The organism is Streptomyces sp. NBC_00080, assembly GCF_045041255.1.
Taxonomy (GTDB): Bacteria; Actinomycetota; Actinomycetes; order Streptomycetales; family Streptomycetaceae; genus Streptomyces; species Streptomyces coriariae.
Map to the genome: position 1 here is coordinate 4,244,057 of NZ_CP108235.1, position 12,092 is coordinate 4,256,148.

13 protein-coding genes and 1 pseudogene are annotated in these 12,092 nt (G+C 72.6%); 7 read left to right on the forward strand and 7 right to left on the reverse strand.

Features of this window, described 5'->3' with window-relative positions; translation table 11 throughout:
* Positions 1-373 precede the first annotated feature (373 nt).
* Positions 374-859 carry an ATP-binding protein gene (locus tag OHU34_RS18830; protein ID WP_405767346.1) on the forward strand — a complete coding sequence of 162 codons (486 nt, stop codon included), beginning with the start codon at positions 374-376 and terminating at the stop codon, positions 857-859.
* A 148-nt stretch (positions 860-1,007) separates the two neighbouring features.
* Here the strand turns inward: OHU34_RS18830 and OHU34_RS18835 are convergent, their stop codons facing one another.
* The 5 genes from OHU34_RS18835 to rpmG form a co-directional block, all read right to left on the reverse strand.
* On the reverse strand, positions 1,008-1,226 hold the full coding sequence (locus OHU34_RS18835; protein ID WP_052183895.1) for a DUF397 domain-containing protein: 219 nt from the start codon (positions 1,224-1,226) through the stop codon (positions 1,008-1,010).
* Positions 1,227-2,107: 881 nt separating this feature from the next.
* Positions 2,108-2,344 carry a 30S ribosomal protein S18 gene (gene rpsR, locus OHU34_RS18840; protein WP_142265531.1) on the reverse strand — a complete coding sequence of 79 codons (237 nt, stop codon included), beginning with the start codon at positions 2,342-2,344 and terminating at the stop codon, positions 2,108-2,110.
* 3 nt (positions 2,345-2,347) lie between these two features.
* The gene (locus OHU34_RS18845) at positions 2,348-3,490 is read right to left on the reverse strand and encodes a CobW family GTP-binding protein (RefSeq protein ID WP_405767350.1); all 1,143 of its coding nucleotides are present in this window, start codon (positions 3,488-3,490) and stop codon (positions 2,348-2,350) included.
* Positions 3,491-3,492: 2 nt separating this feature from the next.
* Complete coding sequence (locus OHU34_RS18850; RefSeq protein WP_142265529.1) at positions 3,493-3,756, reverse strand: type B 50S ribosomal protein L31; 264 nt, start codon at positions 3,754-3,756, stop codon at positions 3,493-3,495.
* A gap of 9 nt (positions 3,757-3,765) precedes the next feature.
* Positions 3,766-3,930, reverse strand: a complete 165-nt coding sequence (gene rpmG / locus OHU34_RS18855; RefSeq protein ID WP_405767353.1) for a 50S ribosomal protein L33 — start codon at positions 3,928-3,930, stop codon at positions 3,766-3,768.
* Positions 3,931-4,004: 74 nt separating this feature from the next.
* Between rpmG and rpmB the strand changes: the two genes are divergently transcribed.
* The 4 genes from rpmB to OHU34_RS18875 all read left to right on the forward strand — a co-directional run bounded on the left by rpmB (position 4,005) and on the right by OHU34_RS18875 (position 5,849).
* Complete coding sequence (gene rpmB / locus OHU34_RS18860; protein ID WP_142265528.1) at positions 4,005-4,241, forward strand: 50S ribosomal protein L28; 237 nt, start codon at positions 4,005-4,007, stop codon at positions 4,239-4,241.
* On the forward strand, positions 4,241-4,546 hold the full coding sequence (gene rpsN / locus OHU34_RS18865; protein ID WP_142265527.1) for a 30S ribosomal protein S14: 306 nt from the start codon (positions 4,241-4,243) through the stop codon (positions 4,544-4,546). Before rpmB ends, rpsN begins: the two co-directional genes overlap by 1 nt.
* A 142-nt stretch (positions 4,547-4,688) precedes the next feature.
* Positions 4,689-5,210 (forward strand): hypothetical protein, encoded by a 522-nt coding sequence (locus OHU34_RS18870; RefSeq protein WP_142265526.1) that lies wholly within the window; start codon positions 4,689-4,691, stop codon positions 5,208-5,210.
* A gap of 93 nt (positions 5,211-5,303) precedes the next feature.
* Entirely contained in the window at positions 5,304-5,849 is a 546-nt protein-coding gene (locus OHU34_RS18875) for a DUF4232 domain-containing protein (RefSeq protein WP_142265525.1), read from the forward strand.
* 36 nt (positions 5,850-5,885) lie between these two features.
* On the opposite strand, the gene OHU34_RS18880 is transcribed toward OHU34_RS18875, so the two are convergent.
* Positions 5,886-7,103 (reverse strand): DUF2786 domain-containing protein, encoded by a 1,218-nt coding sequence (locus OHU34_RS18880; protein WP_142265524.1) that lies wholly within the window; start codon positions 7,101-7,103, stop codon positions 5,886-5,888.
* Between the two features lie 91 nt (positions 7,104-7,194).
* Here OHU34_RS18880 and OHU34_RS18885 point away from each other — a divergent pair, with 91 nt between their 5' ends.
* Entirely contained in the window at positions 7,195-7,947 is a 753-nt protein-coding gene (locus tag OHU34_RS18885) for a Clp protease N-terminal domain-containing protein (RefSeq protein WP_230194986.1), read from the forward strand.
* A gap of 142 nt (positions 7,948-8,089) precedes the next feature.
* The gene (locus OHU34_RS18890; RefSeq protein WP_405767357.1) at positions 8,090-9,838 is read left to right on the forward strand and encodes a bifunctional 3'-5' exonuclease/DNA polymerase; all 1,749 of its coding nucleotides are present in this window, start codon (positions 8,090-8,092) and stop codon (positions 9,836-9,838) included.
* A 67-nt stretch (positions 9,839-9,905) separates the two neighbouring features.
* Here the strand turns inward: OHU34_RS18890 and OHU34_RS18895 are convergent.
* Positions 9,906-12,092: pseudogene (locus tag OHU34_RS18895) on the reverse strand (BTAD domain-containing putative transcriptional regulator); the annotation flags it as partial.

The window sequence follows — 12,092 nt, forward strand, 5'->3', positions numbered from 1 at the left end:
CGCCGCACCACCGATCCGGGCTCTCCCGCGCTCACGTTCGCCAGCCTCCCCAACCGTCTTAGGGGCCGCAGTCTGCCACTAAAACACTTCGAGCAGTACTCGTCCGATTACAGAGATGGAAAGAAGACAAAGGATACGTACAGCGCGATGCGAGGGAACAGTGAGGAGAAAGCAAGAGAAGTGGCTCTGATGGGCGAGAAGTTGGCGGAAAAAATGGCCAAGAAGCGGTACGGGCGGGTCCATTTCGGTCACGTGCACGTGCATCTGCCCTTGCATCCGCAGTGCGCATCGGAAACCATGGTCTCGCGCCACCGCTGCATCGCAACGACCGCGAATCCCGGGAGTGCCTCGCATGGGGACGAATGGATCGACCATGCTCGAGCCGTTACGGCAGGGCCTTCCGCCGCTTGATCCCGCGGCCGTGTCCAACGCCGCCTCGTGCGCCCTGCCCGCCCGCTTCGAAGCGGTGCGCGAGGCCCGCCAGTTCACCAAGCGGACCCTCGGCCAGTGGGACGTCGGAGACCGTTTCGACGACGTCTGTCTGGTCGTCTCGGAGCTGGTGACCAACGCTCTCAGACACGGACTCTCCTCCGACGACGTCCCGCACGTACCCGACCGGCAGCATCCGCCCGTGCGGCTGCACCTGATGCGGTGGACCGAACGACTCGTGTGCGCGGTGCGCGATCCCAGCCGGGAGAGTCCGCTGCCCCGCGGGGGCGAAGACTTCTCGGCGGAGTCGGGCCGCGGCCTGTTCCTCGTCGACTCCTTCGCCGACAGCTGGGGCTGGCACCCGCTCTCCGGCAGCCTGGGCGGCAAGGTCGTCTGGGCGCTCTTCCGGCTGCACACGCCTGCCGAATGACGAACCGCGGCGCGCCCTGACGCCGCGGTTCTACGCGCGTCGCCCACCATTTTCAAGCGAAAAGTCCGAAATCCCGGTGTGCGCGGAGTCAAGGCGCGGGAGAAGAGACGGGAAGCGGCCGAGGGGAGGGCGAGCACGTCGAGGGACGTCAGCTCGCGATCAGGTGGTCGAACTCGCCGTCCTTGATGCCGAGCAGCATCGCCTCGATCTCCGCGCGGGTGTAGACGAGCGCCGGACCGTCGGGGAAGCGCGAGTTGCGCACGGCCACGTCACCGCCCGGCAGCCGTGCGAACTCGACGCAGGAACCCTGCGAGTTGCTGTGCCGGCTCTTCTGCCAGGCAACCCCGTACAGCTGTGTGGCCGTCATGCCGTTGTGCACGTCGTGCCCCCCGTCAACGTGGTGGTCCACAGGTCGCTCCCTGGTGGTGCACTGGCTCGTGTGGCCATTGGTGGCGTGGTCAACTGTCCCGGATCATAACCCCGTTCATGTGCAGACGCATGAGCAGATGCACGTGCACGCGGGGTGCCTGCCTGGTTACAGCTTTGACGCCCGCTTTACCCGGCGTTCCGCCCCGCACGTCCGGGTCGGCGGTGGACGTCGGGTCCACGTGAAAGTCGTCCGGATCGAACTACTCCTGCACTAGGAACAGACGCATGGCGTGGCCGTCCTGTTCCGTCGACACGGGAACGGATCGGCTGACGGGGGCCGGTGTCCGGCGGCGGGGCCGTCCCGAAATGAGCGGTTCCGGCGGATGCCCGGCATCCGCTCGGCACGGCAGGACGCCCCTCCGGATGTGGTTCCGCCCGGTGTACGCCAGTGCCGCGGGACGGCGGGCGGCGCGGCGGCCGGGCACCCCTCCGGCGTCCCGCCCGACGCCGAAACCCCCTGACACCTGTCCGTCCGAGGACGACCCGACCGGTCCGCCGCCCCGGCCGGAGCCGGCAGACCCCGGATGACGACGATCGACGGCGACAAGCCGCCGCCCCCGCGCACGACGGTGAAGTCGGCCGCGGGGGCGGGACGGAGACGGCCCGACGCCGTAGTGAGGCATCGGCTCAGTGTCGGGTCGACGGCTGCCTCGAACGGCCAGGGTGAGTAGACGCCGTAGGTGAATCCCCTCATCCGGATGAGGGGCAGGCCGTACGGAGACAGCGGGCCCGGAAGTACGGATGGAGCCACTCCCGGGCGAGGGGTGGGTGGACGGGGAGGACGCGTACAGGACAGCCGCGGGAAGGGGGCGGGGTGGGTCAGCGGGGGGTGGCGTGCGGGAGCAGGGCCATTTCTCGGGCGTTCTTGATGGCTCGGGACAGTCGGCGTTGCTGTTGGGCGGAGACGCGGGTGACCCGGCGGCTGCGGATCTTGCCTCGGTCGGAGAGGAACTTCCGCAGGAGGTCGGTGTCCTTGTAGTCGATGTACGTGATCTTGGCCTGGTCGAGCGGGTTGGGGCGGGACCTGGCGGGCGGGTGCTCGGTCTTGCGGGGCATGGGTCAGACCTCCAGGAGGGTGTCGAAGGCGGGCGGCAGCCGCTTCCAGGCGGCCCGGCCGGCGGTGTACTCGGCGTCGGTGAGCAGGCAGGACTCCAGGAGGTGCGCCAGGCCGTCCCGGTCCAGGCCGGGGGACGTGAAGACCAGGTGCTGGCAGCAGTCGCCGTGCTCGGGGTGCCAGTCGAGCGCGGCGGCGGCGCGCCGCAGCGGCGGGACCATGTCCCAGGCCGCGTCGGGCAGGGAGGCGAGCCACGGACCGGCCGACTCCACGCACAGCGCTCCGCCGGCCGCGTCCCAGTGGAGCAGGACATCGGGTTTGTCGGCGAGCCAGAACCGGCCCCGGCTGCGGGCGGCCGCGCAGGTCAGGTCCTCCAGCGCCGCGTACAGCCGCTCCGGGTGGAACGGGCGGCGCCGGTGCCAGACGAAGGTGCTCACCCCGTGCGCGTCGGCCTCGGCGGGCAGCAGCGCGCAGGCCGGGTGCTGGGCGGCGGCGGCCGACTCGGCGTCGAAGCCGGCCAGCACCGCCCGGGCGAGAGCCGACCGCGCGTCCGCACGGCCGGCCGGTCCGATCCGGACCTGGCGGGCCGTCGGGTGCAGTTGCGCCAGCAGCTCGCGGTCCTCGTCGTCGGCCTCCTCGGAGTCGACGACGGCCAGCACGGGCGCGTACTCCAGCTGGCGCGCGAAGGTGTCGGCGACCGTGCGCCGGTCGGTGGCGGCCGCGGCGAGACCGCACTCGGCGAGGTCGTCGCCGTTGCCGAGACAGGGCAGGAGCAGCGCCGGATCGACGGCGGTGACGACGCCGGTGACCGTGAGCCCGCCGGCCACGACCACCTCGGCCATGGCCTTGGGCTCGACGGAGTCCCACAGTTCGACGACCGCGAGACGCGTGCTGCCGTCGTCGGCGAGGCGGCGCAGCTCGGGGACGAGATCCTCGCGCAGGGCGCAGCAGGCGCAGTCGTTGACCAGGGGCGTCTCGCCGGCGGCAAGGATGCCGGTGGCGTCGCTGGTGGTCCGTACGACCGTGCCCGCCACGGCTGTCGAGAGGTCGTGGTGGAGCACGACGCTGCCCGGGACGTCGGCGAGCAGACGCGCGACCGTCGTCCGGCGGGCGTCGGCGTGCAGTCCGCCGACGATCACGACCGACATGTTCACGCCCCGCCCCGCTTCCCGAAGCGGCGCTCGAAACGCTCGACCCGGCCGGCCGTGTCCAGGACGCGGGCGGTGCCGGTGTAGAAGGGGTGGCTGACGTTGGAGATCTCGACGTCGACGACGGGGTAGGTGTTGCCGTCCTCCCACTCGACGGTCTTCCCGGCCGTCGTGGCGGTCAGCGTCGAGCGGGTGAGGAAGGCGTGGTTCGCGGCGCGGTCACGGAAGACGACAGGACCGTAGGCCGGGTGGATTCCCTTGCGCATGGCGGTGGTTCAGCGCTCCTCTCGGAAGTCGACGTGACGGCCGACGACGGGGTCGTACTTGCGCAGGGTCATGCGGTCCGGGTCGTTGCGGCGGTTCTTGCGGGTCACGTAGGTGAAGCCCGTTCCCGCCGTGGACCGGAGCTTGATGACCGGGCGGAGGTCGTTGCGTGCCATGCTGGTACCTTACTGAAAATGAATTCCATTAGCACTACTGCCCCTGGCATCGATCGAGGAGAGGTACGTCACCCGTGTCCGCGCACTGCATGCTGACCGGCGCTCAGCCGGGCTTCGGCAACCGCATCTCCCACTCCCACCGGCGCACTTCGCGCCGCTTCGACCCGAACATCCAGTCCAGGCGCTACTGGCTGCCGAGCGAGAGCCGCCACGTACGGCTGCGGCTGAGCACGAAGGGCATCAAGACCGTCGACACGATCGGCGTCGAGGCGGCCGTGGCGCGCATCCGCGCGCGGGGGGTGCGGATCTGATGGCGAAGAAGAGCAAGATCGCGAAGAACGACAAGCGGCAGGAGACCGTCGCGCGGTACGCGGCGCGGCGGGCCGAGCTGAAGGAGATCATCCGGCGGCCGGAGTCGACGGACACGGAACGTGCGGCGGCACAGCGGGAGTTGCGCGCACAGCCGCGGGACGCGAGCGCGACGCGCGTACGCAACCGGGACCAGGTGGACGGGCGCCCGCGCGGGTACTTCCGGACGTTCGGGCTGTCCCGGGTGAGCCTGCGGGAGCAGGCCCATGCCGGACATCTGCCCGGGGTCCGGAAGTCGTCCTGGTAGGTCACAGGCCACCCCCAGTGTTCTGCGGGGACTTGCTGGTAGCTTGCTGCGGTCCCTTACCGGGCCGTACGGCCCCACGGTCCGTACGGTCCGCGGTCCGTGCGGTCGACCCGGTCGGCCGGCTACAGCTTGGGAGCTTGCAGTGACTTCGGCGATCTTCTCGCGGGGCGCGTCCCGTCGGCCGGTGCGGGCCGCGGCCGTTGCCGCGGCCGCCACGCTGGCGGGCGTACTCGTGCTGACGGGATGCAGCGACGACGGAGGGTCCGACGACGGCTCCTCGGCGACGCCCACGACGGCGACCGGAGGCACGGGCGGTGCGACGGACTCCGCCTCGGCCTCCGTCTCCGCCTCCGGTGAACTGGAGGGCAGTTGGCTCGCCACGACGGACGGCAAGGCCGTCGCCCTGATCATCACCGGCAAGCAGGCCGCCCTCTTCGTGACCGGCGGGACCGTGTGCAGCGGGACCGCCGGCGAGGAGGCGGGCATGCAGATGATCCACCTCAAGTGCACCAGCGGGACGGACGACCGGACGACCGGCATGGTCGACTCCGCCGACGCCAAGTCCCTGAAGGTCACCTGGTCGGGTGCGGTCGGCAAGGAGACGTTCGCCAAGGCGGAGGGCGGCCAGTGGCCGTCGGGGCTGCCGTCGTCCGGCCTCGGGTAGCGAAGCGGTCATGAGAGCGGGGGCGCGCGACACGAGCACGCGCGCGTGCGTGATGATCCTTCGAGCACCGTCACGAAACCCTAGGGATCACTCATGCGCGCCGTTCCCCTCACCGTCACCGCTCTCGCCGCCGCCCTGCTCCTCACCGCCTGCGGCGGCGGGGACGACAGCGGCTCCGGCACCGACGAGAGCAAGGCCGCCGAATCCACCGCCTCCGCCGGCGGCGCCTGCGCCGCCGACGACCTCGGCCAGGAGGTCGGCCCCGTCAACGCCGCTCCCGCCGCCGGGGACAGCGGCAACGTCACCGTCACGCTCACCAACAAGGGCGCGGAGTGCACCCTGAACGGCTTCCCCACCGTCGATCTCACCACCGAGGACGGCTCCACGACCGTCCCGAAGGACGAGGCCGCCGAGGCGCAGGCGCTGACCCTCCCGGCACAGGGCACCGCCACCTTCACGATCACCTATGTGCGCGGCGAGGACGGCGGCGACCAGAGCCTCGCCGTCAAGACGGTGAAGTACGACCTGCCGGGCGGCTCGGCCGACCAGAGCTTCCCCTGGTCGTACGGCGATGTCGCCCTCAAGAGCGGAAAGGTGCCGGACGCGACGGTGAGCGCCTTCCAGCAGGCGGGCGACTGATCCATCGGGCGCCGGGCACCTGCCCCCGCCCGGGCATCAGGGCAGCCGGGGCCGGGACCGCATCCTGGCCCGGTCCGCCGCGTCGGCGCCCTCGGTCCAGCCCGCCTCGTCGGTGACTCCGCGCAGGCGGGTGGAGACGGTCTTCGGGAACATCCGGTCCGTCGCGGCGGTGACCGCGACCTCGCGGGAGGCGAGCACCGGCAGCAGTTCCTCGGTCACCTGGGTCTCGGCGGCGGCGGTGACCTCGCCCAGACGGGTGCCGATGCGGTGGGCGTAGGCGGCGAGGAAGGACTGCCGGAAGGTCTTGGTCCGCCTGCGACCGCCCGCCCGTTGGGCCGCCTCCGCCTTCGCCATCGCGGACTGCGCCTGCACCAGCAGCGAGGTGTAGAGCAGTTCCACCACCTCCAGATCGGCCTCGAATCCGACGACCGTGGAGAAGGCGAAGGGTTCGTTCCACACCGCCCGGCAGTGGTTCGCGTCGGCGACCGCGTTCAGCAGCACCGCCTTCGCCTGCTCGTACGGCGGCTCGACGCCGATCCGGCAGGCGCCCGGCGCGTCCGGGGCCGGCGCCTGGGCGTCGAGCAGCGCCTCGTCGACGCTGTGCCGGGCCATCAGCTCCTGCGCCTTCGCCGTGAGTGCCTCCGCCTCCTGCGGAAACCCGGTCGCCTCGGCCTTGGCGAGCAGCGCGCGGATGCGGGTGAGCATGCGGGAGTGCGAGCCCGGGCGGGACTGCCGGTGCGGTTCGGCTTCCTGGAGGGGTTCGAGGGCGGGCAGGCGCAGCAGCAGGCGGTAGAGCTCCAGGACCGTGGTGGCGTACGAGAAACGGTCGGTGGCGGGCGCGGGCGGAGTGCCGTCGGACAGCTCCGCCAGCTGGGCCGCCCAGCGCCGTCCGCGCGCCCGGTCGTCACGCGCCTGCGCGCGGATCAGCTCCGACACCAGGCCGACGTGGACGTCGTCCAGCTCACGCCGTACGAACCGTACGAGGTCGGCGGGCTGCCAGCCCCGCCGCCAGGCCGCCGCCACGAACTCCTCGCCCCGCCCGGCCAGTTCGGCGTCCGCCGCGCGGTCGGCGGCGAGGAGCGAGGCGCCGGTGTCGAGGGTGGCGTCGGCGGTGTCGTAGAGCGCGGCCCGGAAGGCGCGTTCGACGGTGCCGGACGGGCCGCCGGGCGAGTCGCCTGCCGGGTCGCCGGACCGACCGCCGGACCGACCGCCGGACCGGTCGTCGCTCGGGGTGCTGTGGTGGGTGCTGCTCACCGGTCGATCGTGTCACGGAGCCCGGCGACGACACCCAGGGGAGTGACAACCTCGGGTTGACACTCCCCTACTGTCAACCTACGGTTGACACATGACGACTCCACGACCCGGCACCACCTCGTCCGTCCGTCTCGACGACCTCATCGACGCCATCAAGAAGGTCCACAACGAGCCGCTCGACCAGCTCCAGGACGCCGTCATCGCCGCCGACCACCTGGGCGACGTGGCGGACCATCTCATCGGCCACTTCGTCGACCAGGCCCGCCGCTCGGGTGCCTCCTGGACCGACATCGGCCGGAGCATGGGCGTCACCCGGCAGGCCGCCCAGAAGCGGTTCGTGCCGAAGGAGTCGGCCGACCTCGACGCGAGCCAGGGCTTCACCCGCTACACCCCCCGCGCGCGGAACGCGGTCATGGCCGCGCACAACGCGTCCAAGACCGCCGGAAACGCCGAGGGGCTGCCCGCGCACCTCGTCCTGGGCCTGCTCGCCGAGCCGGAGGCCGTCGCGGCGAAGGCGATCATCGAGCAGGGCGTCTCCCTGGAGGCGGTCCGCGAGGCCGCGACCGCCGTGCTCCCGCCCGCCGTGGCGGAGGCGCCCGAGCTGGTCCCCTACGGGCCGGACGCCAAGAAGGTCCTGGAGCTCACCTTCCGCGAGGCGCTCCGCCTCGGCCACAACTACATCGGCACCGAGCACATCCTGCTGGCGCTGCTGGAGTTCGAGAACGGCGAGGGCGTCCTCAGCGGCCTCGGCGTCGACAAGACCGGCACCGAACGGTATGTCGCGAAGGTTCTGGCCACGATCTCGGTGCAGCAGGGGCAGGAGCCGGGACAAGGGCAGCAGTAGCCGTCAGGGGCAGGAGCGACGGCCGGAGGCAGGCACAGCCGTCAGGGTCAGGAGCAGCGGTCAGGGCCAGGGCCAGGACCAGCGGTCAGGGTCAGGAGCAGCGGTCAGGGGCGTTGTCAGACCCTCCTGCCACACTCACAGCATGGCCGACCGGTGGGCACTCGCTCCGGCCGAGGACGGTGGCGTGGAACTCGCCCCCCTCGGTCCCGGCGGGCTGCCCACCGGCCCGGTGCTGCGGGAGGCGGACCTGGCGCGGGCCGTGCGCGACCGGCCCGACGTCACCCGGTGGGTCTGGCGCTCCACGGCCGAGGTGTACCCACGTCTGCTCGCCACGGGGATGCGAGTAGAGCGGTGCTACGACGTCGAGGACGCCGAGACCCTCCTCCTGGGTCACGAGGGGCGCTCCGGAGAGCCCCGCTCGGCGGCCGCCGCGCTGGCCCGGCTGCGCGGTGGCCCCGTACCACCGGACCCGCCGCAGCGCTCCGCCGCGCCCGGCGCGCAGTCCTCGCTGTTCGAGGCGCAGGACACCGCCGTCCGGCTGCCGCTCGAAGACCTGCTCGCCGTCTACGCCGAGCAGCAGCGGCGGCACGAGCTGGCCGAACACCCGGCGCGGATGCGGCTGCTGACGGCGGCCGAGTCGGCGGGGATGCTGGTGGCCGCCGAGATGAACCGGGCCGGGCTGCCGTGGAGCGCGGAGGTGCACCGCGCGGTCCTGCACGACCTGCTCGGCGAGCGGTACGCGGGCGGGGGCGAGCCCAGGCGGCTGGCCGAACTGGCCGACGAGGTCTCGGCCGCCTTCGGGCGCCGGGTCCGCCCCGACCTGCCCGCCGACGTGGTCAAGGCCTTCGCGCAGGCCGGCATCCGGATCAAGTCGACCCGGCGCTGGGAGATCGAGTCCCTCGACCACCCCGCCGTGAAGCCGCTGATCGAATACAAGAAGCTGTACCGCATCTGGGTGGCTCACGGGTGGTCCTGGCTCCAGGACTGGGTGCGGGACGGGCGGTTCCGGCCGGAGTTCCTCGCGCACGGCACGGTCACCGGGCGCTGGGTGACCAACGGCGGCGGCGCCCTCCAGATCCCCAAGGTCATCCGGCGGGCGGTGGTAGCCGACCCGGGCTGGCGGCTCGTCGTCGCCGACGCCGACCAGATGGAGCCGCGCGTGCTGGCGGCGATCTCCCGGGATGCCGGGCTGATGGAGGTCGCCGGCCGGGAGAGCGACCTCTACCAGTCCGTCTCCGACCGCGCCTTCTCCGGCGACCGCGCCCAGGCGAAACTCGCCGTCCTCGGCGCGGTCTACGGCCAGACCTCCGGGGACGGTCTGAAGAATCTCGCCGCACTGCGCCGCCGCTTCCCGCGCGCGGTGGCGTACGTCGACGAGGCGGCGCGGGCCGGCGAGGAGGGACGGCTCGTGCGGACCTGGCTCGGCCGGACCTGCCCTCCGGCGAGCGGGGCGGGGGACGAGGGTACCGAGGAGGCCGGCATCCCCGTCGACTCCGCCGCCCTCGGCGGTCCTGGCGGTTCTGGCAGCCCCGGCGGTCCTGGCGGAGACGACGACACCACTGCCGACCGGCAGTGGGTGCCGGGGTACGCCTCGACCAACGCACGCGCGCGTGGCCGGTTCGCCCGCAACTTCGTCGTCCAGGGCAGCGCCGCCGACTGGGCGCTGCTGCTGCTCGCCGCGCTCCGGCAGGCCTGTGCGGGGATGGCGGCCGAGCTGGTCTTCTTCCAGCACGACGAGGTGATCGTGCACTGTCCGCAGGAGGAGGCCGAGACGGTCGTCGCCGCGATCCGCGAGGCGTCCGACCTGGCCGGGCGGCTGACGTTCGGGGAGACACCGGTGCGGTTTCCGTTCACCACGGCGGTGGTGGAGTGCTACGCCGACGCGAAGTGACCGGGCCAGGTCGGATCGGATGGCTGGGCGGTGGTCGGCCGGCCCGACGTCAGCCCACGTCGGCCTTCGCCCCGTCTGCTTTCGCGAGTTCGCGGGCGAAGTCCCGTACCAGGTCGTGTGGGGTGTAGTGGCCGTATGCGTGCTCCTCCAGAAGTGCCACGTCGACGAGCCGGTTCAGGGCTGACTCGGCGCGGGGTTCGTCGGTGCCGGTGAGTCGGGCGAGGAGGGGGGCGTCGTACGTGGGCAGGTCCAGCGTGCCGATGCGGCGCAGGGCGAGGGCCGCGTCCCGGTCGGCCTGGCGTACGGAGGCGGCGAGCGCGTCGTGCGCCACGGCGAGGGAGCGGCGGACGCTGAGATCGTCGTACTCCAGGTGGGGCAACCTGCTCTCGGTGTCCGCCAGTTGACCGGCCAGCCCGTCCGGGATGAGGGCGCTGCGCGCGGCGAGTCGGGCGGCGACGACGCGCAGGGCGAGCGGGAGGCGGCCGGTGAGGTGGACGAGGGGATGGGCCGCGTCCAGAACGGCACGCCCTTCGCCCGGACCGGACGCCGCACGCAGCAGGGCCGCACTGTCCTCGCCCGACAGCGGCCCGAGCGGGAAGCGGTGGGCGCCGTCGAGCGTGGTCAGCGGCGAGCGGCTGGTGACGATCACCGCGCAGCCGGGGCCGGCCGGCAGCAGGGGGCGGACCTGGGAGGCGGTCGCGACGTCGTCCAGGACGACGAGCGTGCGGGTCGGCGCGAGCAGGGTCCTCAGCAACGCGGACGCGGCGTCCGGGTGTTCGGGGATGTGCCGGGGTTCGGTACCGAGGTCGCGCAGCAGGGCGGTGAGCGCCTGGGGCGCGGTGAGGGGGGCCATGCCGGGGGTGGCGCCATGCAGGTGGAGGTAGAGCTGCCCATTGGAGAAACGTTCCTTCAGGGCGTGTGCGACGTGCAGTGCGAGCGCGCTCTTGCCCACTCCGGCCATACCGCTGAGGACGACGACCCGACTGCCGCCGGCAAGCGTGCGGTGGAGGAGGCGCAGGGGCTCGTCTCGGCCGGTGAAGTGGGCGGGCGGGGGCGGCAGTTGCGCCGGTCGGGTGCGCGGGTGGGCGAGATCGGGTGCGGACTTGGGCGCGGGCGGGAGCGCGGGCGGGCTCTCAGGCTCGGTGGCCGGGGCGGGAGGGGACGTCGTCGGAGCCGGAGCCGCAGCCGGAGTGGCAGCCGAAGCCGGAACCTGCGTCGGAGTCGGACTCGGAGCCGGAGTCGGCGAGACAGCCGGAGTCTGCGTCGGAGTCGGCATCGGCGTCGGCGTCGGCGACACAGCCGGATTCGGAGCCTGGGCCGGAGCCGGAGCCCGCGTCGGAGCCCGCGTCGGAGCGTGCGTCGGAGCCGGAGCCACGGTCGGCGTTGCAGCCGAAGCCGAGATCGGGGCCGGAGTCGGCGTCACAGCCGGGCTCGGAACCGGAGTCGGGCGATCGTCGGTCGTGGGGGCCAGTATCTCCACGTGGGCGTCGCGTATCGCCGGGCCCGGTTCGATGCCGAGTTCCTCGGCGAGGCGGGCGCGAAGGTCGCGATGGACGGCGAGGGCCTCGGCCTGGCGGCCGGTGCGATGCAGGGCGAGCATCAGCTGACGGTGGTAGGCCTCGCGCAGCGGATGGTCGGCGGCCAGGGCCGTCAGCTCGGGGACGAGCCGCTCGAACCGCGTCCCACCAAGGGCGAGTTCGGCGTCGTAGCGCCACTCCAGCAGAAGCAGCCGGGCCTCCCGCAGGCGTCGTACGAAGGCGTAGCCGCCCAGGTCGGCGGGGAGTCCGCTCAGCGGGGTGCCTCGCCACAGCGCGAGTCCCGCCGCGCACTCGCGCGCGACGCGTTCCCAGTTCCGGGCGGCGTGCGCACCGCGTGCCGCTGCGACGTGCCGCTCGAACACGTGGACGTCGAGCTCGCCGTGTTCGACCCGGAGCCGATAGCCGGGCGGCACCGCGCGCAGCCGCTCGGGGTCGTCGAGCAACCGACGCAGCCGGGTCACGTGATTGTGCAGCGAGGCCTGCGCGGACACCGGCGGCGCGCCGCCCCACAGCGCATCCTTGAGTGACTCGACCGGCACGATCCGGCCCGCGTCGAGGAGCAGGGACGCCAGCAGGGCACGTACCTTCGGGCTGCGGACGGTGTCGTACGGAGGGACACCTGCCTCGCACTCGGCCTCCGGCGCGTCGGCCGTGTACAGGACCGGTGGGCCCAGCAGCCCGAACCGCAGCCCGTACCGCCGCATCACGCCACCCAT